Annotated in this window: 25 protein-coding genes; 19 read left to right on the top strand and 6 right to left on the bottom strand. The window is 45.6% G+C overall.

The features are described 5' to 3' along the window. The first annotated feature begins 84 nt into the window (after nucleotides 1–84). Together EDD67_RS11940 and EDD67_RS11935 are read left to right on the top strand one after the other, a co-directional pair. Nucleotides 85–1176 carry an ABC transporter ATP-binding protein gene (locus tag EDD67_RS11940; RefSeq protein WP_093072736.1) on the top strand — a complete coding sequence of 364 codons (1092 nt, stop codon included), beginning with the start codon at nucleotides 85–87 and terminating at the stop codon, nucleotides 1174–1176. 517 nt (nucleotides 1177–1693) lie between these two features. Next, a complete protein-coding gene (locus EDD67_RS11935; RefSeq protein ID WP_121440214.1) occupies nucleotides 1694–2338 on the top strand; it encodes an NAD(P)-dependent oxidoreductase in 645 nt (214 codons plus the stop codon). A gap of 54 nt (nucleotides 2339–2392) precedes the next feature. Here the strand turns inward: EDD67_RS11935 and EDD67_RS11930 are convergent, their stop codons facing one another. After that, entirely contained in the window at nucleotides 2393–3010 is a 618-nt protein-coding gene (locus EDD67_RS11930; protein ID WP_121440213.1) for a response regulator transcription factor, read from the bottom strand. A 254-nt stretch (nucleotides 3011–3264) separates the two neighbouring features. Between EDD67_RS11930 and EDD67_RS11925 the strand changes: the two genes are divergently transcribed. The 3 genes from EDD67_RS11925 to cydS are packed head-to-tail and all read left to right on the top strand — an operon-like array spanning nucleotide 3265 to nucleotide 5825. Next, nucleotides 3265–4644 (top strand): cytochrome ubiquinol oxidase subunit I, encoded by a 1380-nt coding sequence (locus EDD67_RS11925; RefSeq protein ID WP_093072739.1) that lies wholly within the window; start codon nucleotides 3265–3267, stop codon nucleotides 4642–4644. Next, nucleotides 4641–5654: a cytochrome d ubiquinol oxidase subunit II gene (locus EDD67_RS11920; protein WP_121440212.1), complete on the top strand. Its 1014-nt coding sequence runs from the start codon at nucleotides 4641–4643 to the stop codon at nucleotides 5652–5654. The genes EDD67_RS11925 and EDD67_RS11920 overlap by 4 nt, the downstream gene beginning before the upstream one ends. Nucleotides 5655–5669: 15 nt before the next feature. Then, on the top strand, nucleotides 5670–5825 hold the full coding sequence (cydS, locus tag EDD67_RS14005) for a cytochrome bd oxidase small subunit CydS family protein (RefSeq protein ID WP_154718764.1): 156 nt from the start codon (nucleotides 5670–5672) through the stop codon (nucleotides 5823–5825). A 46-nt stretch (nucleotides 5826–5871) separates the two neighbouring features. Here the strand turns inward: cydS and EDD67_RS11915 are convergent, their stop codons facing one another. Beyond that, nucleotides 5872–6762, bottom strand: coding sequence for an NAD-dependent epimerase/dehydratase family protein (locus EDD67_RS11915; RefSeq protein ID WP_093072741.1), 891 nt, complete (start codon nucleotides 6760–6762; stop codon nucleotides 5872–5874). A 176-nt stretch (nucleotides 6763–6938) separates the two neighbouring features. Between EDD67_RS11915 and EDD67_RS11910 the strand changes: the two genes are divergently transcribed. The 6 genes from EDD67_RS11910 to EDD67_RS11885 all read left to right on the top strand — a co-directional run bounded on the left by EDD67_RS11910 (nucleotide 6939) and on the right by EDD67_RS11885 (nucleotide 13005). Further along, nucleotides 6939–7328, top strand: coding sequence for a GntR family transcriptional regulator (locus EDD67_RS11910; protein WP_121440211.1), 390 nt, complete (start codon nucleotides 6939–6941; stop codon nucleotides 7326–7328). Next, nucleotides 7325–8197, top strand: a complete 873-nt coding sequence (locus tag EDD67_RS11905; protein ID WP_121440210.1) for an ABC transporter ATP-binding protein — start codon at nucleotides 7325–7327, stop codon at nucleotides 8195–8197. The genes EDD67_RS11910 and EDD67_RS11905 overlap by 4 nt, the downstream gene beginning before the upstream one ends. Then, on the top strand, nucleotides 8190–9200 hold the full coding sequence (locus EDD67_RS11900; protein WP_121440209.1) for an ABC transporter permease subunit: 1011 nt from the start codon (nucleotides 8190–8192) through the stop codon (nucleotides 9198–9200). Before EDD67_RS11905 ends, EDD67_RS11900 begins: the two co-directional genes overlap by 8 nt. A 268-nt stretch (nucleotides 9201–9468) precedes the next feature. Then, the gene (treP, locus tag EDD67_RS11895) at nucleotides 9469–10887 is read left to right on the top strand and encodes a PTS system trehalose-specific EIIBC component (protein WP_093072745.1); all 1419 of its coding nucleotides are present in this window, start codon (nucleotides 9469–9471) and stop codon (nucleotides 10885–10887) included. Nucleotides 10888–11007: 120 nt separating this feature from the next. Continuing rightward, nucleotides 11008–12654 (top strand): ABC1 kinase family protein, encoded by a 1647-nt coding sequence (locus EDD67_RS11890; protein ID WP_121440208.1) that lies wholly within the window; start codon nucleotides 11008–11010, stop codon nucleotides 12652–12654. A 33-nt stretch (nucleotides 12655–12687) separates the two neighbouring features. Continuing rightward, nucleotides 12688–13005: a phasin family protein gene (locus EDD67_RS11885; RefSeq protein ID WP_093072747.1), complete on the top strand. Its 318-nt coding sequence runs from the start codon at nucleotides 12688–12690 to the stop codon at nucleotides 13003–13005. A 75-nt stretch (nucleotides 13006–13080) separates the two neighbouring features. On the opposite strand, the gene EDD67_RS11880 is transcribed toward EDD67_RS11885, so the two are convergent. Then, complete coding sequence (locus tag EDD67_RS11880) at nucleotides 13081–13944, bottom strand: STAS domain-containing protein (RefSeq protein ID WP_121440207.1); 864 nt, start codon at nucleotides 13942–13944, stop codon at nucleotides 13081–13083. A gap of 71 nt (nucleotides 13945–14015) precedes the next feature. After that, the gene (map, locus tag EDD67_RS11875; RefSeq protein ID WP_121440206.1) at nucleotides 14016–14786 is read right to left on the bottom strand and encodes a type I methionyl aminopeptidase; all 771 of its coding nucleotides are present in this window, start codon (nucleotides 14784–14786) and stop codon (nucleotides 14016–14018) included. A gap of 257 nt (nucleotides 14787–15043) precedes the next feature. On the opposite strand from map, the gene EDD67_RS11870 reads away from it, so the two are divergent. After that, the gene (locus EDD67_RS11870) at nucleotides 15044–16360 is read left to right on the top strand and encodes a peptidoglycan-binding domain-containing protein (protein ID WP_123875845.1); all 1317 of its coding nucleotides are present in this window, start codon (nucleotides 15044–15046) and stop codon (nucleotides 16358–16360) included. 295 nt (nucleotides 16361–16655) lie between these two features. On the opposite strand, the gene EDD67_RS11865 is transcribed toward EDD67_RS11870, so the two are convergent. Further along, nucleotides 16656–17639 (bottom strand): aldo/keto reductase, encoded by a 984-nt coding sequence (locus tag EDD67_RS11865; RefSeq protein WP_121440205.1) that lies wholly within the window; start codon nucleotides 17637–17639, stop codon nucleotides 16656–16658. A gap of 16 nt (nucleotides 17640–17655) precedes the next feature. Then, the gene (locus EDD67_RS11860; protein ID WP_093072752.1) at nucleotides 17656–17970 is read right to left on the bottom strand and encodes a hypothetical protein; all 315 of its coding nucleotides are present in this window, start codon (nucleotides 17968–17970) and stop codon (nucleotides 17656–17658) included. Between the two features lie 252 nt (nucleotides 17971–18222). Between EDD67_RS11860 and EDD67_RS14000 the strand changes: the two genes are divergently transcribed. The 7 genes from EDD67_RS14000 (at nucleotide 18223) to EDD67_RS11830 (ending at nucleotide 25664) form a co-directional block, all read left to right on the top strand. Next, nucleotides 18223–18447: a hypothetical protein gene (locus tag EDD67_RS14000; RefSeq protein ID WP_143057136.1), complete on the top strand. Its 225-nt coding sequence runs from the start codon at nucleotides 18223–18225 to the stop codon at nucleotides 18445–18447. Further along, entirely contained in the window at nucleotides 18440–19252 is an 813-nt protein-coding gene (gene pgeF / locus EDD67_RS11855) for a peptidoglycan editing factor PgeF (RefSeq protein WP_158638232.1), read from the top strand. Before EDD67_RS14000 ends, pgeF begins: the two co-directional genes overlap by 8 nt. Before the next feature lie 289 nt (nucleotides 19253–19541). Next, nucleotides 19542–20450, top strand: a complete 909-nt coding sequence (gene ilvE / locus EDD67_RS11850; protein WP_121440203.1) for a branched-chain-amino-acid transaminase — start codon at nucleotides 19542–19544, stop codon at nucleotides 20448–20450. A gap of 371 nt (nucleotides 20451–20821) precedes the next feature. Beyond that, nucleotides 20822–22543, top strand: coding sequence for a biosynthetic-type acetolactate synthase large subunit (ilvB, locus tag EDD67_RS11845; RefSeq protein ID WP_121440202.1), 1722 nt, complete (start codon nucleotides 20822–20824; stop codon nucleotides 22541–22543). After that, nucleotides 22540–23061 carry an acetolactate synthase small subunit gene (ilvN, locus tag EDD67_RS11840; protein ID WP_093072756.1) on the top strand — a complete coding sequence of 174 codons (522 nt, stop codon included), beginning with the start codon at nucleotides 22540–22542 and terminating at the stop codon, nucleotides 23059–23061. Before ilvB ends, ilvN begins: the two co-directional genes overlap by 4 nt. Before the next feature lie 34 nt (nucleotides 23062–23095). Beyond that, nucleotides 23096–24127, top strand: coding sequence for a ketol-acid reductoisomerase (gene ilvC / locus EDD67_RS11835; protein ID WP_093072757.1), 1032 nt, complete (start codon nucleotides 23096–23098; stop codon nucleotides 24125–24127). After that, the gene (locus tag EDD67_RS11830; RefSeq protein WP_121440201.1) at nucleotides 24114–25664 is read left to right on the top strand and encodes a 2-isopropylmalate synthase; all 1551 of its coding nucleotides are present in this window, start codon (nucleotides 24114–24116) and stop codon (nucleotides 25662–25664) included. The genes ilvC and EDD67_RS11830 overlap by 14 nt, the downstream gene beginning before the upstream one ends. Nucleotides 25665–25718 lie beyond the last annotated feature (54 nt).

Below are 25718 nucleotides of genomic sequence, written 5' to 3'. Positions count from 1 at the left end.
AAGTTTGCCATAGATTTGCAAGCCTTTTCACGATAGAATGAAAGCAGTTTCACAGAGATGTTCTCATACTTAGGAGGTATTCAAATGGCAGATATAACATTCGACAGCTTGTACAAAATTTACGACGGTGACGTCCAAGCCGTAACTGATTTTAATTTGGATGTGGAAGATAAAGAATTTATCGTATTCGTTGGACCGTCCGGGTGCGGAAAATCAACGACACTCCGAATGGTCGCAGGATTGGAAGAAATCTCTAAAGGCTCCCTGTTTATCGGTGACGATAAAGTAAACGATGTAGCACCTAAAGACCGCGATATTGCGATGGTATTCCAGAACTATGCGCTTTATCCGCACATGAATGTTTATGAAAACATGGCGTTTGGTCTTAAACTGCGTAAATTTAAAAAAGAAGATATCGATGAGCGCGTTCGCGAGGCAGCGAGAATTCTCGGGCTGACAGAAATGCTTGACCGCAAACCGAAAGCGATGTCCGGCGGTCAGCGTCAGCGTGTCGCACTCGGCCGTGCGATTGTCCGTAACCCGAAAGTGTTTTTAATGGATGAGCCGCTCTCGAACTTGGACGCGAAACTGCGTGTTGCTATGCGTGCGGAAATCATCAAACTTCACCGTCGCCTACAAACAACAACGATTTACGTTACGCACGACCAAACAGAAGCTATGACAATGGCGACCCGAATCGTTGTTATGAAAGACGGCTATATTCAACAAGTCGGCGCGCCAAAAGAAATTTATGATTATCCGAACAACGTTTTCGTCGGCGGCTTTATCGGTTCACCGGCAATGAACTTTTTCCACGGTACACTTAACGACGGCCACTTCGAAGTCGGCGAAATGACAATCGAAGTGCCGGAAGGTAAACTGAAAACGCTCGACGGCTATGAAGGCAAAGAAATCATCCTCGGGATCCGTCCGGAAGAAATTCATGACGAGCCGGTTTTCCTTGAAGCACACCCAACATCAAAGTTCACTGCAAATATCGAAGTATCTGAACTGATGGGAGCAGAATCCTACCTGTATTCAAAAATCGGCGATCAGGACTTCACAGCGCGGGTTGATTCCCGAACAGATGTTTACGGCGGCGACAAACTTGAACTGGCTTTTGATATGAACAAAGTTCACTTCTTCGACCCGGAGTCTGAAGAGCGCATTAAATAACTAACCAAACTGACGCCTCCGCGATTTAAAGCGGAGGCGACAGTTTGTAGACAAATTATTATTTTGACGTAAGCCACGCAACCACTACCCTCCGCTTGCCCCGGGCAAGGACTCAGCTAGTATTCGGCGGCCTGAGACCGCCGAATCCGGATCTTCGTCTCTTGCTTTCCCGGAGGCGTCGGAGGCGTGGAGGCGTGGCTTCCTTTATGATGAATACACTCGATTCAAAGAATGAGGATGACCCAGCATCCCGGCTTAATCCTGCGGGATAGCGAGACAGACGAGACCCTGCAGGGCATCAGCCCGAAGCGGCTCGGCGCTCGCCCGCGGAAAGAAGCCGGACGATGCGTCGTCATCCGTTCCTTTTAACTATGACATCTATCGATGTCATGACTTTGTCAACAATCTAGCGCCTCCGCGATTTAAAGCGGAGGCGTTTTTTTACTGCGAACGTTTGAATTTTGTTATTGCGGGAACTGCCCGTTATAATCTTTTATTTTTCGGGAGGGAAAACATCATGAACATCACTGTATTCGGAGGGACCGGACGCACCGGGCGAAATTTTGTAACGCAAGCTATTGCTGCGGGTTACCAAACGACCGTGCTGGTCCGCGATCTTGCACGGGCCAAAAGTTTGCTCCCTGATTCGAAGAAGCTCATCCTAATCGAAGGAGATGTTCTTGACCCGGATTCTATTAAAAAAGCCATTACGCCTGAAACCGAGTTGGTTTTCAGCGCTTTATCAACAGATAAACAAAATGTGTTATCACGGAGCATCGGTCATATTCTCTCCCGTATTGAAGAGGCGACAACGGCTGATTTTGCCGCCATCAGCACTGCCGGCATTTTAAATGCCCGGCACGAAGCTGGCAAATACCGCTTTCAATCTTCTGAATCAAAACGTAAATCGACCGAAGCTGCCAAAGATCATTTAACCGTTTACGAGCGCCTGAAAGAGAGTTCGATCGGCTGGATTTTATTTTGCCCGACTTACATACTGGATGGACCGGCGAAAGGGCCGGTTGTTTGGGAATTCGATCTGCTTCCTGAAGGGGTCAGGCAAATCACACCGGAAAGCATAGCAGCATTCGCTTTTGAGAACATCTGTAATACGTCTTTTCACAGCCGCCGGATCGGAATCGGGGAAAAGACAGAGCAATGACCGTCTAAAAAGAAGGACGAAGGTTGCTGATTTTATTTGCAGTCCGCGGCCGTCTTACAAAAGGCCAAATGCTTTGGCGCGGTCGATCCATTCCTCATTTTTAACGATTTTTAGTTTTTTCTTAATGTTTCTGCGGTGATTATCCACCGTTTTATTTGAAATGTTCAGTATCGATGCCGTATCATAGACTGAGTATCCTTGTACTTTCAGCTGAAAAATTTCAAGTTCCCGCTCAGATAGAGAAATCTTCTCAGCCGGGCCTTCGTTATCTTTTTCTCCGTGCTGCACTTTTAAATACAGACGTTCCCCTAAGATGATTCGGTCAAAAAACATCATCATTTCATCAAGAGACGTTTCTTCATGGAACAGACCGTCAATTTCCTTTTTCTCAAATAGTGATTCCAGCGTCGAGAGCGGTTCAGTATACATAACGACCCGCTTGCATGAACGCCTGTCAGAAAACTCGGGAAAAGAAAAAAGTGTTCGGTAGCTTCCAATTCCTTTTAGCGACGCGTCAAGCAGCACCATATCAAACGGATACTTCCCTGCCGCCGTTTTCAGTTCTTCCTGTGAACGAGCTGTCACCATGTACTCTAGCGAACGGACATCTTTTAATAATTGAATCAGCCCGTATCTGAGCAGTTCGTGTTCCATACCGATCAGGATGCGCATTGATTGTTCCCTCCAATTTTTTGACACATTTTTTTTGCAGCGGCGTATCACAGGCAAATATAGATATAGAGAGGCTTCGCTTTTATTTTTTCACATTTAACTCACACGTCGTTCATTAAATGCTCAAAATTTCACGTAATGATAGGGGTAATCACCTATAAACGCGGATTGAAAATTTTATTACTATATAGATAGTGTTATTGTTCATTCGAACTTCTGTATGATTATTATACCTTTGAAAGGAATGAAGAGCTATGTTTGAATACGATCCGGTCTTATTCAGCCGCATCCTCACATACGTCACGCTCGGTTTCCACGTGATTTTTGCCACGCTCGGTGTCGGGGTTCCGCTGATGATTGCTATAGCTGAATGGATGGGAATTAAACGCGGCGATCCGCACTACACGTTAATGGCGCGCCGCTGGGCACGCGGATTTGTTATCACTGTCGCCGTCGGTGTTGTGACCGGGACAGCTATTGCGTTGCAATTGGCCCTCCTGTGGCCGAACTTTATGCAGGCTGCCGGCCATACAATCGGACTGCCGATGTTTATGGAAACGTTCGCCTTTTTCTTTGAAGCGATTTTCCTCGGTATATACTTATACACATGGGATCGTTTTAAAAGCAAGATGAAACACTTTTTACTCGTAATCCCGATTGTTATCGGCGCCACGGCAAGCGCTTTTTTCATTACGTCAGTCAACTCTTTTATGAACGCGCCGCAAGGTTTTAATATCGTTGACGGTGTTCTTACCGACGTCAGTCCGCTCGCAGCAATGTTCAATGCCGCGACGCCGACAAAAATTTCGCACGTTATCATTACCTGTTACTTAACTGCAGCCTTTATTCTCGGCATGATTGCTGCATATAAAATCTTGCGCGGGAACAAACATGTCTATCATAAAAAAGCTTTGCATATGACGATGGTTTCAGCACTTGTATTTGCTGTCGCTACGGCTGCAATCGGTGACTTGTCCGGTAAATATCTCCATGAGTATCAGCCGGAAAAACTCGCAGCTGCGGAATGGCATTTTGAAACGGAGACGGAAGCGCCGCTTATACTCGGCGGTATATTAACTGAAGATAACGAAGTAGAATACGCCTTAGAAATTCCTTTTGCTTTGAGTATTCTTGCCGGCGGAACACCGGATACAGAAGTCATCGGCTTAAACGAATATCCGGAAGATGAACTTCCGCCGTTGTGGGTTCATTACTTCTTTGACGCAATGGTCTTTATCGGCATGTATTTAGCAGCTGTCTCAGCCTTGTTTGTCTTGTTCAATTGGCAAAACCGGCGCAACCCGCTGCGCAAACTTAATCCGTTTAAATCTTGGATGCTTCGTTTAATTGTATTGGGCGGACCATTGTCCATGTTCGCGATTCAGTTCGGCTGGATTTTTGCAGAAGTCGGCCGGCAGCCATGGATCCTGCACAGTGTCATGACAACTGCTGAAGGAGCAACAACATCCGATCATGTTGATATTATGCTTTGGATCTTTATCTTGCTTTACGCCGTTCTCGGCGTGACAAGCTACCTCGTGCTCCGGAAAATGTTCCTGCACAATCCGGTAGAACATGAATTGGAAAGACGCGGTATTCCTTATCACACCGTTGAAAAGGATGTGGAATCATGACATATGAACTCTTAGGTATCACAGTACTTTGGACATTTCTGTTCGGCTATCTGATCGTTGCATCGATTGATTTTGGTGCCGGCTTTTACAGCTATTATTCGAAGGCGACAAATAAAGCTCACATTATCCACAATATTGTCCAGCGTTATTTGTCGCCTGTCTGGGAAGTTACCAACGTCTTTCTTGTCTTCTTCTTGATCGGCATTATCGGTTTCTTTCCGGACACCGCTTATTATTACGGAACAGCTCTGTTAATTCCCGGCAGTATCGCGATTATTTTGCTCGCGATCCGCGGTTCGTATTACGCCTTTTCAACCTACGGCGCAAAGGACAGTCACTTCTTCTCCTTTCTTTACGGGGCGACTGGTCTTTTGATTCCTGCCTCACTGACGGTTGTGCTGACAGTTTCTCTCGGCGGGTACATCGTCGTTGATAATGATCAGATTCAGCTTCTTTACGGTGAATTATTCGGAAGCGCCTATTCGTGGAGCGTCGTTATTTTGGCCATTGTCAGCGTGCTGTTTATCTCCGCTTCATTTTTGACCTATTACGCGGCGCGCGCTAATGATAACAGAGCATTGGAACTGCTGCGAAAGTATACTATCACATGGTCGTTTCCGACGATTATCATGGGAATTGTAGTGTTTCTGCTCCTCAGTAAACGCAACATAACTCAGTTTGAAAATATGCTTGAAATCGGTTGGGTGTTCGCCGTTTCGTTTATCGCATTTGTTGCCGCCGTTGTGCTCATCTGGAAGCGCCAACGGTACGGAACAGCCTTTACGCTCGTCGTTATTCAATATTTCACGGCATTTTTTGGTTACGGCGTCGCTCATTTGCCTTACTTGCTTTATCCTCATTTAACGATTTATGACGGTTTTACAAATGAATCGATGGCGATTGCGCTGATCATTGCTTTTGTTGCTGGTTTATTTTTGCTGATACCGTCTTTATACTTGCTGCTTCGTTTATTTCTGTTTGATGCAGACTACGTTCAAGGGAACAAATAACTTGGAGGGAAAGCTATGGATTTAACTTATTTTTTGATCATGATCGCGCCGGTACTTATTTTATTTCTCAGTATAGCGATCGTCTTCTTCTGGGCCGGTAAAGCGAAACCGCCGTCGTTTTTGCGCGAAGCTGATCCGGACGAAGAACCGCCGAGCGATGAGAATATTTAACACAACCCCCTTGTGCTTTTCCGCACAAGGGGGTCTTGTTTTGTTGTTAATTCGTTTTTTCGTATTCATAAATCCGTTTTACAAGCGCGGGGAACCATTCGCGCAACCGTTTAAATTGATAGCCGTACGATTCCGCTAATGAGACATCTTGATAATACGAAACAGGGAAGTTCATCGGCGACGGTTTCAGCGTACGTTTTGCCGGCTCGATTGTTGGCGATTCGCCGGTTTTTTCACCGATGATCGTCATCATTTCCTGCAAGGAAAAGTGATCCGGCGATGAAGCATTCACTGGGCCGGTGAACGCTTGATCGCCTGCCCAAAGCAAAAAGGACGCTAAATCTTCGGAGTGAATAAAGGATAAATGATTGTCCGGATAATCAATACCGGCCGGCTGTTGGTTCATCGTTTCCCGCACATGAAAATGAAGCCGTTCTGTATAATCGGTTTCGCCGAGTACAATTGGCGGGCGGACAGCAACCGCCGGGAAATCAGCCGTTTGTAACAGCGCTGCTTCTGCCTGGCGTTTTCCTTCGGCATAGGAAAAATTGTCTTTTCTCCCTGCCCCGACCTGTAAATTATACGGATCAAAATCTTCTTCTTTTTTTGCCGCGTTGCCTTTAAACGGATAAACACTTAAGGACGATGTAAAAATAAATCGTCCTGTCCGGCCTGAGAATATTTCACAAACATCTGTCATATCATCCGGGGAAAACCCAATTTGATCATAAATCACATCCCACTCCCCGTCTTGAAACGTTCGCTCCATTGAACCTCTGTGAAACCGGTCAACATTAAGGTGCTGCACCCGGTTGCCAAACGGCTTGCCGGAGTCGCCTCTTGTGGCAATCGTGACTTCATCTCCCCGTTTTATCAGTTGATCGACTAACTGTTTGCCGAAAAAACGCGTGCCGCCCAAGACTAAAACTTTTCTCATCAATCTGCCTCCTCTTTTCGCCCGAAATATTTGTTACATTGTAATACAAATCACAATGAAAGACACGAAGTAATTTTCTTACCAGATTGACATGCTTTGTTCCCGGATTATAAACTCACAGTGTATGACACAGCGTAAGACAGTTGATTCACTCATTTTTAGCAGGAGGGATACCGGTGTTTTTTCACACTGATTCACAATCTTCGTCCCCGATCTATGTACAGCTGATTGAACAGATTAAAGAACTCATCGTTAAAGGTGTATTACAGCCAGGTGAACAATTGCCGTCCGTAAGGGAGCTCTCAAAACAAATGGTAGTAAACCCCAATACTGTCAGCAAAGCTTATCAAGAATTAGAACGGCAAAATGTCATCTATTCAGAATCCGGTATCGGATCATTCATCTCAGCTCCTTCACAGCAGCAAGCCGCTGAGCAACAAACAAAACAAATCAAAAATGATTTGCGCAAAGTTATGATCGACGGTTTTTATTACGGCATCGAGAAAGAAACATTCCAAAAATGGATCGAGGAGATTGACAGTGAATTTAGGAGGCCGTCCACATGAAGGTAGAGCAGCTGTCAAAAAACATCAACGGTAAATCTGTGTTAAACGATATCAACTTTGATGTGTCCCCCGGAACGATCACAGGTTTAATCGGCCGAAACGGCGCGGGTAAAACGACACTTTTGCGTACGATCGTCGGGATTTATCACCCTTCGTCAGGCGACGTAGCTATTAACGGTAAAAGTGTTTATACTCACCCGGAAGTAAAACAAAAACTGTTTTTTGTTCCTGATTCATCTGACGCGCTTAAAAATTACAGCACAGCAGAACTTATCAGACTTTATCAAAGGGTTTATCCGGACTTTGACGCCGAGTATTTGCATTCATGCATGGAGCGGTTCGCACTCCCGCAAGTTAAACGCATCTCTCACTATTCCAAAGGCATGAAAGCCCTGTTTTCGCTATTCGTCGCTTTTGCGACAAAGGCGGATTATATTTTACTCGATGAACCGACGGACGGATTAGATGTTATTGTAAAAAAGCAAGTTCAACAGCTCTTGCTTGAACAAGTTTCCGAAAACGGGACCTCGGTGATTATCTCCTCTCACCGCCTCGATGAGCTCGAATACATGGCAGAAAATATGCTGGTGATCCGCGACGGCTGTTTAGATGATCACTATGAACTGTCCGACCTTAAAAACCGCTACAAAAAAATTCAAGCAGCGTTTTCAGATCAAATACCTGAAGAGCTGGAAAATAAAGCTAGTATATTGAATCAAACCGGACGCGTATATACGCTGCTGATGGACAACGAGTCTTTTACTTCTCTTGATGAAATAAAAAAATATCAGCCGTTATTATTAGAAGAACTCCCTCTCTCGCTTGAAGATGTTTTTGTCGCTAAATTTGGCGGTGATCCGTATGTTTGATAAAGGACTTTGGCTGCAAAATTATAAACAGACTAAACTCGTCATCGGGTTAATGTTCGCACTTTATCTCGTACATATGCCTTTTCAAGCTGTTCTGGCGATTGAAACCTGGATGGAACGTGAAGAAATGGCTGACAGCATCGACGATTATGTCTATGAAGTCCAGCGTTGGGATGTCCTGCAAGTTTTTTCGGAAGGAATCATCTCGGTATTTTTACTTATTACCGTTGTCGTTTTAGCCGGACTTTTGATCGGCCTTGAGCGTAATACGCGTAAAATGGACTTTGCTTTTTCCCTTCCTTATAAACGCAGAGATTTATTTTGGGCGAAATGGGCCTTCGGGAGCACCGCGATAACCGCGTTTCACTCATTTAGCTTCCTCTCGGCATTTTTGATTATTTGGTTTTCTCCTTATCAGGATGCATTTAATCAAGTAACAACTGCAGAAATTTTGATTCAGCCTTTTGTCGGTATGATTTTAATCTTTACCTTTGCGTTGTTTGTCGGTACATTTACAGGTGAAATGATCTCGCAAATGGTTGTTACTGTGTTGTTAGGTTTTTTCCCGCTCGGTATTTATCACTTAACCGAACGAATCATCGATATCCATTTGAACTTCATTTTGCCTATTCCGCGATTTTTGGATTTTATCACTCCGTTTATGTATGTCCTAGAGTCAGACCAGCATTCTTGGATGGCGGGTTCCGGTATTATAGGGATCATCATCTTCTTGAGCGCCGGCAAGCGGATTTATGAACGAAATGAACTTGAGCACAACGGAGAGTTTTTAATCTTTAAATCACTTCACCGTCCGGCATATATCGTCATCGTCTTAATGATTTCCATGTTCGGCGGGACGATTTTATCTTCGCTAGCTCCTTGGAATGCAGATATTTTGCAAATTTTATCTTACTGGATCGGCTTTTTCGGGTTTCTCTTGTTCGCGTTGTTAATTACCCGCAAAGTTCTGGAAATGAATGTGCTGATAAAAAGTCAATCTTGATCCGATACGCAAAGAACGCTGCAAAATTGCTCCAAAATAAAGTAAGCTATGCATCCGCTCCTCCGATGCCTCCGAGAAAGCAAGCGGAGGTTAGCGGCTGCGCGGCTTACGTCAATATAATCCTTTGTCTACAGTTTGGAAGCTTCTTCTTAGGAAGCTTTCTTTTTTTGAATGAGAAAAATTATATAAAACGGTTGCAAAACTTGTATATACAAATTATAATGAACCCATCATTAAATGAAAACGATTTATTTTGGGAGGGTCAATCATGGCAAAGTACGAACAGGAAGTTCGTGACATTCTCGACGCCATCGGCGGCGAGGAAAACGTCGATAAAGTTACACACTGTGTTACGAGGCTTCGTTTTGCATTAAAAGACGAGTCTAAAGTCGATGCCGATAAGCTCGAATCTTTAGATATCGTAAAAGGACAATTTTCTTCTGGCGGACAGTTCCAAGTCATCATCGGTCAAGGAACCGTTGACCAAGTTTACCGCGACATAATGGAATTAACTGACTTGGGGGAAGCATCCAAAGATGAGGTCAAAGAGGCATCCGCGAAGAAAATGAATCCGCTCCAGCAATTTGTAAAAGTTCTTGCAGACATTTTCATTCCGATATTGCCGGCAATTGTAACGGCCGGTTTGCTTCTCGGGGTTCATAATTTGCTGACCGGTGAAAATATCTTTTTTGATGACGCTGGTCTCGTTGATGTGTATACGCAGTGGGCCGACTTTGCTGATATTATCTTTGTCATTGCCAATGCGGCGTTCGCTTTCTTACCGCCTTTAATCGCTTGGTCGGCAGTTAAGCGTTTTGGCGGAAGTGATTTATTTGGTATCGTTCTCGGTCTTATTCTCGTACACCCTAACTTGTTAAGCGCATTTGAATATGCCGGCGCTCAAGCTGACGGCGAAGTACCCGTATGGAATTTGTTCGGACTTGAAATTGAAGCTATCGGTTATCAAGGACAAGTTCTCCCGACACTCGTCGCCTCCTGGATTTTAGCGAAAAGTGAGCTTTGGCTCCGGAAAAAAACGCCGGATGCGATTCAACTGCTCGTTGTCGCGCCAGCCGCTTTACTGTTTACAGGACTGGTAACGTTTATCATTATCGGACCGATCACTTTTACAATCGGTACGAGCATTACCGACTTTTTTGTTTGGCTCTTTGATGTCACACCTGCACTCGGCGGTCTCGTGTACGGTATTGCTTACGCGCCGCTCGTTGTCACCGGTATGCACCACGTATTCTTAGCCGTTGACTTGCAGTTAACAGGCGCAGGTCAAGGCACGTTCTTATGGCCGATTCTCGCACTGTCAAACATGGCGCAAGGTTCTGCCGCACTGGCGATGATGTTCCTTGCGAAAAACGAAAATCTTCGCGGACTTTCCGGGACATCAGCGCTTTCTGCCTACCTCGGTGTAACAGAACCGGCGATGTTCGGTGTTAATATCCGTTACCGCTTTCCGTTTGTCATGGCGATTATCGGTGCAGCATCAGCCGGTATGTTTATCTCCATCAACAACGTGCTTGCAGCTGCTGTCGGTGTCGGCGGTGTTCCGGCGATCTTTTCGATCTTCCCGGAAGACTGGGGTCCATTCTTTATCGGCATGCTGATCGCACTTATCGTTCCGCTTGTATTGACTTATCTCTACGGCAAAATGATCTCCAAAGAAGAAATTTAATCTTTCATGAAAAAGCCCGTGCTGAAAAACAGCGCGGGCTTTTATTTTTCTCGTTTGATCCTGTATTTTAAAAGGGTATAATGTCATTAGATATGTATTAGAGGCGTCAGGAGGATCATTGTGAAAAACTTCTCATTATACCGTATATATATTACGGTCTACATGACTGTAAAATTTATTTTTCAACTTTACTTATTTCACAAACGCAACCCTTCCTGGGACGCAACAACATATGAACAATGGGAAGAATTGTTGCGCAAGCAAGCCCAAGAATACCGTGAACGTGCTGTCCAACTTGAAGGGCTGTTAATCAAAGTCGGGCAGTTTCTCTCAACAAGAGCCGATATCATGCCGCAAGTCTTTCTTGATGAGTTAGCTGATTTGATTGACCAAGTTCCCCCTGTCCCACCCGGTCTCTCAATGCAGCTGCTTGAAAAAGAGTGGGGGCAGCCGTACACAAATTATCTGTCGGAAATCAGCGAACAGCCTGTCGCTTCCGCATCGATCGGCGAAGTATTTAAAGGCCAGCTGCTAAACGGTCAAGATGTTGCCATAAAAATTCAACGCTTTAATATTGATAAAATCATTAAAGCAGACTTTAAATCGTTGCGGATCGTGCTGTGGATCACAAGGAAATTCACTAAGTTCGGCAGAGAAATCGATACAAAAGCACTGTATAAAGAAGTTGTCTCAACTATCGGAGATGAGTTAAATTACTATAAAGAATTAAAAAACGGCCAGTATTTTAAAAAGAAATTTGAGGACAAAGAAAATTATTACATTCCGCAGTTTTATGAAGAATATTCTACGCGCAGAGTTCTTGTGATGGAGTGGGTGGATGGCCGTAAAATTACAGACATGGCTTTTCTTCGGCAAAACAACATTGATCCGATCGCCACTTCAGAAAAGCTTTTCTCCTTTTTTCTAGACCAACTGATTGATTCCGGCAAGTTTCATGCCGATCCTCACCAGGGGAACATTTTTGTTACGGCAGAAGGTCAAATTATCATTCTCGATTTTGGCATGATCGGAGAAATTACACGAAGCGATTCAGAAAATATTCGAAAAATGGTCCAAGGCTTTGTCTTGGAGGATTACGAGCTTGCAGTTGACCAATTACAAGAACTTGGATTTCTCCTTCCGCATGCTGATAAACAGCGAATGCAAAACCTGCTCAAGTATTATATCGATCTGTATCTGGAACAAGATTTAAATGAACTCGATCAAGCAACTGTCGAAGAAATATTTGAAGACTTACAAGCCATTGTCCGTGAACAGCCAATCCAGCTCCCGGCTGAGTTTGCCTTTCTCGGACGGGCCGCTAGTATCGGCCTCGGCGTTTTAGCGACTCTGAATCCGAATATCGACTTTCTTGCCTTAGGCAAACCTGTCGTATCAGAATGGCTCGAAGAGAAAGGCAGCGAATCAGGACCGACATGGCAAAAGCAAGTGCTAACAGAATCGGCCCGTCCGCTTTTAGCTTTACCGAAAAATATTAACAATTACTTAGAGAGCCCTAAGCTCGATCGATACCAAGCCGATCAACACCAATGGAGAGTAATCAATCATCAACGCAGCATGCTTGGCTTATCAGCTGCTGTTGCGGTATTTATTCTCTTTTTAATTGTTGCAGCAGTCTTTTATTATTTAGAAGCGATGTTTTTATCACTGTCTTTTGGGGTATTGGCGATTGCGTCGCTTTTTTTATCGCTCATATTATACAAATCTCACAAACGATGGGTTAATAAATTTTATCAAGGGAATTAAACAGTAAGGAATTATATTTAGGAGGGATTACAAATGAGTAATGTTTTAAAAACCGGTTTCTTGCTAGGATTAGGAGCAGCTGTATCATCTAAAGAAAAAGTTGACAAATATGTCGATGAACTGCTCGTTAAAGGAAAAGTCACACCAAAAGAAGCAGATGAGCTTTATCACTCGCTATTGCAAAAAGGTGAAGAAACCGAAGAAGAATGGCACCGCCGCACGAAAGAACGAATGCAGGAAACGATGGAAGAACTGAATTTGTTTACGCGTGAAGAATACAACGAACTGAAAGGCCGGATCGATGATTTAGAAAAACGGCTGGCGAAATTTGAAAACCAAGACAGCGAATAACCAAAATCGCCTGCACGGCAAACGTGCAGGCGATTTCTTTCTGTTATTGACAGCCAATGAAAGGTCTTCACATACTTAGAACGGATGTTTCGAGGTCTTCCCTTCTTCGATCACGAGTCCTGTTAACTCAAGCGCCCGCTGCAAATTACTGGTGACTGTCATGTGTTTAAAAGAAATACCGAGACTGACGATTGTTTGCGCCAATTCAGGGCGCAGACCGGAAAAAACAGCTTTGATGCCGACAACACTCAAAGCATCGTTTAGCTGAAACAGGTTATGAGCAACGGCAGTATCGATCATATGCACACCGGAAAGATCAACGATCAAGTAAGACAATCCCAGCTCGCGCCCTTTGTTTAACGATTTATCCAACAGCTCCGCTGACCTGCGCGTGTCGATTGTTCCGATGATCGGTAAAATCGCGACATCAGACGTCAATGGCACAACGGGAACGGAAAGTTCGAGCAATTCTTCTTTCGCGTGATTAAACGTTTCGTTATTATGTTCCACATACGCTTCGGTAAAAGCATAAACAGCTCTATCTATGAACGGATTAACTGTATCCGCGACTTGAAAATAATCATCTAATCGGCCTTCCCGATTCTCAAAAGCTGTACGTATGTAATTAAACAACACCGTTCTGAAATAAGGGAGGATCGTCATTGCTTTTGCAACAGAAACTCCTGATTTAACCGCTTTTCCTCCGAAGTCTTTTCCCCATTTTTCCGCTGAAACTTCATTGAATCCTTGTTCTGAAGTCAGTAAATCGTTTCCGATCATTTCAATTAAGTTCGATAAATGAGTATGAAGTTCACTTTCTTGTATCCGTTCGTAAGTCGTTCCTTCATTTTGCCGAAAACGAAGAGAAATATCCTCAGCCATCGCTCCAGCTGATGCAATAAAATCTCGGCCTATTTCATCAATAAATTCTCGTGCCACGAAGCCACCCCCAAAATATATATTCGAGAACCATTACCACTTACTGTAACTTATAAAACAGGGAATTTTACTTAATTCGTGTTTACGGCCGACTGATTTTGCTCCGTCGTTATAATTGGACGCCCTTTCGTGACGATGAGAGTGTGTTCAAATTGAGCAGACAAAGAGCCGTCTTTTGTCCTCGCTGTCCAACCGTTTTCGTCCATCTTCGAGCGCCATTCTCCGGCATTGATCATCGGTTCAATCGTTATCGCCATCCCTTCTTTTAAACGCAAGCCTTTGCCTGTAATTCCAAAATGAGGGATATTCGGTTCTTCATGTATCGTCGGGCCGATACCGTGACCGGCAAAATCACGTACAACGCTGAAGCCGGCTCCTTCTGTATAAGACTGGATCGCCGCCCCGATATCGCCCACACGATTACCAGCCCGCGCTGCTTCAATCCCTTTGTAAAGCGCCTCCTTTGTTACGCTCATCAACTCTAAAGCTTCCGGCGAAAGCTCACCGACAGCATACGTCCAAGCTGAATCTGCTAAAACGCCCTTATATCTCACGACAAAATCGATTGTAAGCAAATCACCGTCTTGTAATTTTTCGTTACGGGGAAAACCGTGGCAAATTTCATCATTTACAGAAGCACATGTTGCAAAAGGATAGCCGTGATAGCCTTTTTGAACGGCTTTTGCCTGATAACCGTTCAATGTATTCTCAACAAATTGATCGAGTTCAAGCGTTGTTACTCCCGGTTCAATCATCTCAGCTAACCTCTTATGAATACTTGCAAGCAGTTGCCCTGCTTCAATCATATATTGTTTTTCACGCTCCGATTTTCGCTCTATCATGACAACGTTCTCCCCTTTTCGCTTATATAATTGCTTCGTTTACAGTTTACCAGCATTTTTAAATTTCCTCCAATTTAAATAAAAGACGCAGGCGAATTGTAATTTTTTGACGTTTCCATATGACAAAACCATTTCAATCATAACAAGGTGATTGCAACATATTAAATCCGTTCGAAACCCATTGTCTCTTTCATAAGGCGTTGTTAAGATAAGCCTTGTTGAACACATTGCAACAAAAAAAAGGAGGTCATTAAATAATGACAACACAATTGCGCACGACACTACAGCGTGCCGGAGTATCCGTACTAGCTGCAGGAGCCGTTTTCTTCACAGGATCAGCGGTATCTGCTGCTGAGAACGACGGCAGCCTCGGGGACGAGCTACTATACGAAGGAAAAAGCAGCCAAGATGTAGAAAACTTCAAAGAGCTTCTCGATGAGACGAAATTTTACAGTGTAGACAACCCGTCCAGTCAATACAGTAACCAAACCGCTCAAGCCGTTAAGGAGTTTCAGCAAAACTACGATCTCCTCGTTGACGGTTTAGCCGGTCCGCAAACGATCGGTGCATTAATGGGATTAGAAAACGGCGACCAAGGTCAAGTCGTTGAAGCCCTGCAAGAAGATCTGCAAGCAGCCGGCTACTATCAAGCAGGCCTTGACGGAATTTTCGGTCCTTTGACTGAAGAAGCGGTTGTTGAGCTGCAAAACGATTACGACGTTGATGAAAAAAGCGGAGTAGCTGGACCGAAAACTTACTCAGCTCTTCATCAAGTAACTGAAGGAACAGTCGAAGAAGAACCTGCTCAAGAAGAACAACAAGCTGCTGAAGAAGAAGCTGCGCAAGAAGAACAACAAGCTGCTGAAGAGCAGGCTGCTCAAGAAGAACAACAAGCTGCTGAAGAGCAGGCTGCACAAGAAGAACAACAAGCTGCTGAAGAGCAGGCTGCGCAAGAAGAACAACAAGCTGCTGAAGAAGAAGCCGCGCAAGAAGAACAACAAGCTGCTGAAGAAGAAGCCGCGCAAGAAGAACAACAAGCTGCTGAAGAGCAGGCTGCGCAAGAAGAACAACAAGCTGCTGAAGAGCAGGCTGCGCAAGAAGAACAACAAGCTGCTGAAGAGCAAGCTGCGCAAGAAGAACAACAAGCTGCTGAAGAGCAAGCTGCGCAAGAAGAACAACAAGCTGCTGAAGAACAAGCTGCGCAAGAAGAACAACAAGCTGCTGAAGAGCAAGCTGCGCAAGAAGAAACAGCAACGTCGACATCTTCCGATGCTGATGGTCAAACAATGTCCCTTGAAGCAACTGCATACACAGCAGATTGCGAAGGCTGCACAGGTGTAACGTACACGGGCATCGACCTAAATGCTAACCCTAACAAAAACGTTGTTGCGGTTGACCCGGACGTCATCCCTCTCGGCTCGACGGTTCATGTTGAAGGTTACGGCCAAGCTGTAGCTGGCGACATCGGCGGAGCGATCCAAGGCGAGCGTATTGACTTGCACATGGCATCAAATGCTGAAGCTGTCAACTTCGGACGTCAGCAAGTTGAAGTAACCGTTATCGACACACCATAAACTTAACAGTGAAATAAAGCCTTGAACCTTAGTGGTTCAAGGCTTTCAGATTGTAGACAAATTATTATTTTGACGTAAGCCGCGCAGCCACTACCCTCCGCTTGCCCTGAGGCGTCGGAGGAGTGGATGCGTGGCTTTCTTTATTATGAATACCTCGATTCAAAGAAGGAGAATGACCCAGCATCCCGGCTTTTTCCTGCGGAATAGCGAGACAGACGAGACCCTGCAGGGCAAGCCCGAAGCGGATCGGCGCTCGCCCGCGGACTAGTAAGACACGAAGAAGGCTTTTTTCGTTTTAATACGAGCCGCGTATATGAGCATGGACACGCTCATCATAAAACGATTTTAATTGCTCCATTTCAGTTTGGCTGAATCCGGGTACATCAATCGCTTTTAAATTATCTTCTACTTGCTTCGCTGTTTTAAATCCCGGGATAACGGCTGAAATTGCGTCATGCTCTAAAATCCACTTCAAAGCGGCAGCAGCCATCGTTTCGCGATTATCTTTAATCCATTCAATATCTTGGCTTAAGTCCACCCCTGTTTCAAAAGGAAGTCCGGCAAATGTTTCACCGACATTGAAGGCTGCTCCATCCCGATTAAAATTGCGGTGATCATCAGCAGCAAAGGCCTGTGATGGTTGAAATTTTCCTGTCAGCAGACCGCTTGCCAGGGGTACTCTCGCCAATATCCCGACTCCTTGGTCGATCGCTTTCGGGAACAATTCATCCACCGGTTTCTGCCTGAATAAATTAAATATGACTTGCAGCGCCTTCACATTCGAGTATTTAAGAGCTTCCAAGCCCTCTTCCGTCGATTCGACGCTCACGCCGCTGTATCGAATCTTTCCTTCTTTTTGCAATTTTTCAAGCACACTGAATATTTCGCCGTCTTGAATGATTTTCATCGGCGGGCAATGAATTTGATACAAATCCAACGTATCTCGGCCGATGTTTTTCAATGTCCGATCGAGAAAAGAGCGAACTTGTTTTTCTTTGTAAGTATCCGGATCTGTAAAATCAAGTCCCCGGCCGAACTTGCTCGCTATATAGATTTCTTCTTGCCGCTCCTTTGCTTTCCGGCCTATCAGCTTTTCTGCATGGCCATCACCATAAACATCCGCTGTATCAAAGAAGTTTACCCCTTTATCGATCGCCGTCTCAAGTCCCTTGAGAGCCTCTGTGTCATTTGTGCTTCCCCAAGCACCGCCAATCGCCCAAGTTCCGAAGCTTAACTCGCTGATCGTTAAATCCGTGCTTCCCAGTTTCCGATAATTCATAACCTCATCTCCTTATCTATCTATTTTCCCTTTTTTTACGCTCAAGTATTCGTTTTTCTAATTGTTTAAACGCTTGAATAAACTCTGACGGATCAGATTTAACGTTGTATGAGAAAACACCTTTACTCGTGTGTACATAAAGCATCCCTTCACCGCCGGATAATTCCCGGTAAGACATGTCAAAAATATGCTCTGCCGAAAATTCACGGTGCTGCGTGACCAGCTTATCTTCATACAGCACAAGCATACGCTCGTACTCGACATTTTTTTGTTCGATCACGTTTACTTCTCGTTGAACTTTATAATATGGATGCTTCGCAATGACTTCCAAGTGCTCGCCTCCTTTATTTCGTATTTTTACATTCCCTTTAAATATCCTGACTCCATTTTATTGTACTGCCTTTTTGCCAAGAAAGAAAAACGAATTTTTTTACAATACAGCCCAACCAGCCTATGAGCTCTGGCAAACGCTTATGAACATGCTTGTCATGAAATTATTTTTATCCGGGCAAATAGTAAGTGAACATAAGCGATATCTGATAAAATATTGGTGTCTGAATTCCTTAGAAAGGTCGTGAAGACAATGGATATTTTTTACGTCCCCGACCCAGGCGATCCTGGCATGGGCTATGCATATCTCGCAATGACTCTCGTTTTTATCGCTGCCTCCATTACCGTCTACCGGTTAAAAAAGCGAAGTAAACGAAAGCAGGAGGCCAAAGCTGAACCGGAATCCTTTGAAATGTATGCTCCGCCCCGCACCGATAAAGAAAACGACCGTTCAAATGGAGGACGAAACAATGAGTGAACCGTTAAAATTGAACACTGATCAGCAGCTGAAGATAAACGTTTGTGATCACGTTTCTGCCGGTTTTTCCACTAAGCTTAACGGCTTCAGCCGTCCGCCTTACGACGCAAATAACCTCGGCATGCATGTCGATGACACCCCCGAAGATGTGGTCGCGAACAGACGCAAATTCGCTTCGAACATCGGTATCCCCTTATCTGACTGGGTTTGGGCAGAGCAGACGCACAGCGACCAAATTGTCAAGGTTCATTCTGCAATGAAAGGGATGGGCGGCGAAGACTTAGCTACAAGAGTCCGAGCGACTGACGGGCTTTATACGAAAGAAACAGGTGTCGTGTTAAGCCTTCTGTTTGCCGATTGCGTGCCTGTTTATTTTTCTGCCCCGTCATCGGGTATCGTAGGTGTTGCTCACGCAGGATGGCAAGGCACTGTTAAAAACATCAGCGGGAAAATGGTTCAGCTTTGGACGGAGTATGAACAGATTCCGTTTGAAGATATCCATGTCTTAATCGGCCCCGCGATCAGCAGCTGCTGTTATGAAGTTGATGAAAATGTGATCCGCCACGTGGACGAAGTCATGACAGAACTTGATATTTCAGCATCTGTCTACGAAAAACAGCCGAACGAGAGATTCATACTTGATTTGAAATCGTTGAACTTTCATTTGTTAGTGAAACACGGTATTTCCCCTGAGCACATTGATACATCGGCTTATTGCACAAAATGCCGCAGCGACTTATTTTTTTCCCACCGCCGGGACGGCAGCGAAACCGGGAGAATGGCCGCTTGGATTTATCAAGAATAAGCGTTTGAACTGGTACACAGTCATTGTACCAGTTTTTTATCAGCTTTTTGAAAGCGCTTCACAAAAATTAATAATTTATTCTGAAAATTCACTCTTACCTTACAACCGCAGTGATGTTAACGTTATCAAAAAGTGTAACAGTTCAGATTTGTTAGAATTTTTAACAATCGGCTGTTGATTTTACGGCTCGTTGGTTGTAGTATAACCATCAACATTAATTTTACGAGCGACGGACAAATGTCTTTCCTCCAAGAGCAAAAAATTATTTACAGAAAGGAGTTGGGTCGATGTGAGCAGTCAATGGATTTTTCTCGGCGGATCTTTCGTCCGCAAAGAGGATGCGGTTGTTTCCGTTTTTGATCACGGATTTTTATACGGAGACGGCGTGTTTGAAGGCATTCGCGTTTACGAAGGCAATGTTTTCAAACTCGACGAGCATCTGGAGCGGCTTTATCAATCTGCACAGTCCATCATGTTGGACATACCGTACGGCAAGGAGGAAATGCAGCAGATTATTGTCGATACAGTCAAAAAGAATGAATTGACTTCTGCTTACATTCGCGTAGTCATCTCACGCGGTCCCGGCAATTTAGGACTTGATCCTTCTTCTTGTTCAACACCGCAAATCATTGTTATTGCTGAGTCGCTGGCTTTGTTTCCGAAAGAACTTTATCAGCGCGGCTTAAGAATCGGATCGGTAGCGAGCCGGCGAAACCGGCCGGATGTACTCAGTCCGCAAGTCAAATCATTAAACTATTTAAACAATATTCTCGTTAAACTGGAAGCGAATCAAGCCGGTGTCGATGAAGCGCTGATGCTGAACGATCAAGGTTATGTCACCGAAGGCTCAGCGGATAATATTTTCATCGTCAAAAACGGCAAAATCATGACACCGCCGGTCTACTTAGGGGCGCTTGAAGGGATTACCCGCAACGCCATTATTGACTTGGCGAAAAAAGAAGGATATACCGTCGAAGAAACGCCGTTTACGCGTCACGATGTGTATGTTGCCGATGAGGTTTTTCTCACCGGAACGGCTGTTGAAGTGATTGCCGTAGTTGAAGCTGACGGACGGAAAATCAATGACGGTAAGCCTGGTGAAATTACCGATCATTTACTCGATTCTTTCCGCAAAGTAGTTGCATCTGACGGTGTACAATGTTATGATTCGAAATCACAGAGAGCAATTGTCAGTTAATTCGAAATTATAAGTCTAAAACGATGATGGGATAAAAGGATTTAGATTATGCTGTTACAGAGAGCCGGTACTGCTGGAAACCGGCACTGCACCTTCATCCGACATCTTCCCTGAGTGTTTTGCTGAAAAGATCTTCTCAGTAGGCAAAGCCGGGTCCGTAACGACCCGTTACCAAAAGAAGCCGCACAGAGCAGCTTCATGAGGACCGTCTTGCGAAGGGCGGTTAAATCCGGGTGGTACCGTGAAAAGCAAAGCCTTTTCTCCCCGTCAGTGGTTTAATCCAAATCACTGCGAGGAGAAGAGGCTTTTTTTTCTTTGACAGAAATGCACAATGCTCAACAAATTGAGCGGATAATCAGGAGGGATCATAGATGAAAACAGAAACGAAGCCGCAAACGCAGGCCAAACAAACCGTTCAAACAGGTGCTGATGTGTTGGTTGAGTCGATTGTCGAGCAAAACGTTGATAAAATATTCGGCTATCCCGGCGGTGCGGTCCTTCCGATCTACGATGCTTTATACCGTTCTGACGGGGATTTTGACCATATCCTCCCCCGTCATGAACAAGGAGCGATTCATGCCGCGGAAGGATACGCAAGAGTATCCGGACGGCCCGGAGTGGTGATCGGTACGAGCGGCCCCGGCGCAACAAACCTTGTTACAGGAATTGCCGACGCGATGATGGATTCCCTTCCGCTCGTCGTCATTACCGGCCAAGTTGCCACCGCTGTAACCGGAACGGACGCTTTTCAGGAAGCAGATGTGATGGGCATCACTACCCCGATTACGAAACACAACTATCAAGTGCAATCAAGCTATGAAATTCCGCGGATTATTAACGAGGCGTTTCATATCGCTTCGACCGGCCGGCCGGGTCCAGTTGTTGTCGACATTCCAAAAGACATTTCAGCCGGTATCTGCGAAGAGAAAGGCCCGAAAACATTTGATTTGAAAGGCTATCAGCCGACCATCAAACCGAACCCGCTGCAGATCAAAAAGCTTGCTGATGCCATCAAACAAGCGAAGAAGCCCGTTGTTCTTACCGGAGCCGGCATTATCCACGGTCAAGCTTCCGAAGAAATCACGTCGTTAGCTGAACAATATTCCTTGCCGGTCACGTCAACGCTCTTGGGCCTCGGCGCTTTTCCGGGTCAGCATGAACTGTTTCTCGGAATGGCAGGAATGCACGGCACGTATACAGCCAATATGGCGATTGCCGACTGCGACTTGCTCGTCAACATCGGGGCACGATTCGATGACCGCTTAACCGGCAATTTGCAGCATTTTGCCCCTGAAGCGAAAATCGCACACATCGACATTGACCCGGCTGAAATCGGCAAAAACGTGCCGACAGACATCCCGATCGTTTCCGATTCCAAAGCGGCGCTTGAAGAACTTCTCCGACAAATGACAGAAGGTCCGGAACACGATGAATGGATGACACACTTGCGGGAGAATATGGCGGAATATCCGCTTTGGTATAACGATCACGACGAAGAGATGATTCCGCAATGGCTGATTGAGTCGATTTATCATGCGACGAAAGGCGATGCGATCGTGACAACCGACGTCGGCCAGCATCAGATGTGGGCCGCGCAATATTATCAGTTCAACCGGCCGAACCGCTGGGTCACATCAGGCGGACTCGGAACGATGGGCTTTGGCTTTCCGGCTGCGATCGGCGCACAGTTGGCCGCACCCGAGGATACGGTTCTTGCTGTTGTCGGCGACGGCGGATTTCAAATGACGCTGCAGGAGCTGTCTTTGCTGCAAGAAAGACAAATTCCGGTGAAAGTCATCATTGTCAATAACGCAGCGCTCGGGATGGTCCGGCAGTGGCAAGAATCCTTTTACGAAGAGCGTTATTCAGAATCACTGATCGGCACCCAGCCGGATTTTATCAAGCTGGCTGAAAGTTACAGCATCCGCGGCTTCAAAATCGAATCACAGCAAGAGTTCAATGAAACGATGCCGGAGATTCTTGCCGATGATCAGCCTGCTGTCATTGATTGCCGTGTCCTGCAGCAAGAGAACGTCTACCCGATGATTGCACCCGGCAAAGGGATTCATGAAATGATTGGGGTGAAACCATGAAACGGATCATAACTGCAGAGGTACAAAACCGCAGCGGCGTTTTGAACCGGATTACCGGCCTTATGCAAAAGCGCCAATTTAACATTGAAAGTATTTCTGTCGGCCGGACCGAAACAGAGGGCATCTCAAAAATGACATTTGTTGTCGATGTCGCTGATAACGCCAAGTTAGAACAGCTCACCAAACAGCTGAACAAACAAATTGATGTGATAAAAGTCCACGATTTATCTGATAAAGCTGTTGTGGCGCGAGAACTTGCTTTAATCAAAGTAGTCAGCACCGCGCACGACAGAAATGAAATTCAAGGCATCATTGAACCGTTTCGCGCGTCTGTGATTGATGTCAGTAAAGACAGCCTCGCGATTCAAGTAACCGGTAAACCGGACAAAATTGAAGCATTAATTGAGCTTCTCCGTCCGTACGGGATTAAGGATATAGCGAGAACAGGGCTGACTGCATTTGCCCGGGGACATCAGCCGCAAGCTGCTGAGCTCCCGCAATACTCGTTATTAAAATAAATATTTTACCCAAATCAGAAAGGATGACATTTACATGACAAACGTAATTTACAACCACCAAATCGAGGATCAAGATCTCAAACAAAAACAAATTGCCGTGATCGGCTATGGTTCGCAAGGACGCGCGCATGCACTGAATCTTAAAGAAAGCGGCTTTCAGGTAACTGTCGGCCTTCGTAAAGGAAAGTCCTGGGAAAAAGCGGAAGAAGACGGCGTCCACGTTGCACCGGTAGATGAGGCAGTTAAAAAGGCTGATGTCGTCATGGTTCTCCTTCCGGATGAGCGTCAGCCGGAAATTTACGCAGAAAGCATCAAACCGAATTTAGACGCAGGCAACGCGCTCGCGTTCGCACACGGCTTCAATGTCCACTTCAGCCAAGTTGTTCCCCCGTCCGATGTCGACGTATTCCTCGTCGCTCCGAAAGGACCGGGACACCTTGTTCGCCGCACATTTGAAGAAGATGCCGGCGTACCGGCGCTGTACGGTATTTATCAAGATTATACCGGCAATGCCGCTAAAACCGCACTGGCTTATTCAAAAGGGATCGGCGCAGGACGTGCCGGCATTTTGGAAACATCGTTCCAAGAAGAAACAGAAACCGACCTGTTCGGCGAGCAAGCTGTACTTTGCGGCGGTGTCACCAGCTTAATTAAAGCCGGGTTTGAAACATTGACAGAAGCCGGTTATCAGCCGGAAGTTGCTTACTTCGAGTGTATGCATGAAATGAAACTGATTGTTGACCTGCTTTATGAAGGCGGACTTGAGAACATGCGCTACTCGATTTCCGACACAGCGCAATGGGGCGATTTCGTTTCCGGCCCGCGCGTCGTTGATGCAGATACGAAAGCGCGCATGAAAGATATTCTCGCAGACGTTCAAAACGGTACGTTTGCAAAGAGCTGGATCACTGAAAACCAAGCGAACCGCCCGCAGTTCAATGCAATTAACGCCCGCGAAAACGAGCATGAAATTGAGCAAGTCGGCCGAAAACTTCGCGAATTGATGCCGTTTGTCAATCAGCCGATCGATAAAAAAAAGGATGTGGTCAATAATGACTCACGTTAAGGTTTTTGATACGACGCTGCGCGACGGAGAACAGTCTCCCGGCGTCAATTTGAACCAGCCTGAAAAGCTGGAAATCGCCAAACAGCTTGAGCGCTTCGGTGTTGATGTGATGGAAGCAGGCTTCCCTGCTTCCTCACAGGGTGATTTTAACGGTGTTCGTGAAATTGCCCGCACGGTTCGTAACGTTTCTGTCACCGGCTTGGCCCGGGCGAAAAAATCGGATATCGATACCGCTTGGGAAGCTTTGAAGGAAGGTTCTGATCCGCGGCTTCACATCTTTTTAGCCACGTCTCCGATTCATATGGAGCATAAACTGAACAAAACCCCGGATGAAGTCGTTGCGATTGCCGAAGAGATGGTCGCATATGCCCGCGAAAAATTCCCGAAAGTTGAGTTCTCAGCTGAAGATGCCTCCCGCTCTGAACCGGAATTTCTCGTCCGCATTATTAATGCCGTCATTGAAGCGGGCGCTACGGTGATCAACCTGCCTGATACGGTCGGCTACACGACACCGCACGAGTACGGTGAGCTTTTCCGATACGTCCGTACAAACGTCCCAAAAATCGATCAAGTTACACTCTCTGCTCATTGTCACGATGATCTCGGCATGGCGGTAGCGAATTCGATCGCTGCAATTGAAAACGGGGCGACACAAGTCGAGGGAACCATTAACGGCATCGGCGAACGTGCCGGAAACGCTGCATTGGAAGAACTCGCAGTTGCATTGAATATCCGTAAAGACTACTATCAGTTCGACACCGATCTTGTTTTAAACGAAATCAAACGAACGAGCGACCTTGTCAGCCGCTTGACCGGTATGTCTGTTCCGCGAAATAAAGCGGTTGTCGGTCAAAATGCGTTTGCACACGAATCCGGAATTCATCAAGACGGCATGCTGAAAAATGCCTCTACGTATGAAATCATCACACCGGAGATGGTCGGCGTCCAATCGAACAACTTAGTGATCGGCAAACATTCAGGCAAGCACGCATTTAAAGACAAAGTTGAACACCTCGGTTACGAACTGTCTGAAGAAAAACTGCTCGAAGCTTTCACGACGTTCAAACAGCTGACCGATAATAATAAGGAAGTCACCGATGACGATTTGTTTACCATATTGACCGACATCACGACTGATACAAGCGACATTCCGAAATATGAGCTGTCCTCCTTTCAAGTTCATTACGGCTCAACCAATACACCGCTTGCAACGGTTACGATGTTTGCTCCGGACGGCAGTAAACTAGAAGCTGCGACAACCGGTTCCGGAAGTGTCGAAGCGCTTTATAATACGCTCGATGAAATGACGGTTGAAGAGGTCAAACTGACAGATTACCATTTAAACTCCATCGGCAGCGGTGAAGATGCCTTGGCGCATGCGAACGTAAAAATGGTTGTTGACGGCAAGCCCGTCAACGGACGAGCTTCATCACAGGACGTGCTCGAAGCTTCAGCAAAAGCGTTTGTTAACGGCGTCAACCGGGCGATTTATCAAAAAGAAAGTGAACAGCAGCAGATCGCTCATATTCAATCTTAAGTTCTCACCCGGACGGCCGGTATTTCCGGTTCGTCCTTTCTCTTATCATCTCTT

Source organism: Salisediminibacterium halotolerans (assembly GCF_003814815.1).
Classification (GTDB): domain Bacteria; phylum Bacillota; class Bacilli; order Bacillales; family Salisediminibacteriaceae; genus Salisediminibacterium; species Salisediminibacterium halotolerans.
The sequence above is the reverse complement of the archived record's forward strand: the minus strand, read 5'-3'. Positions and strand labels throughout refer to the sequence as shown.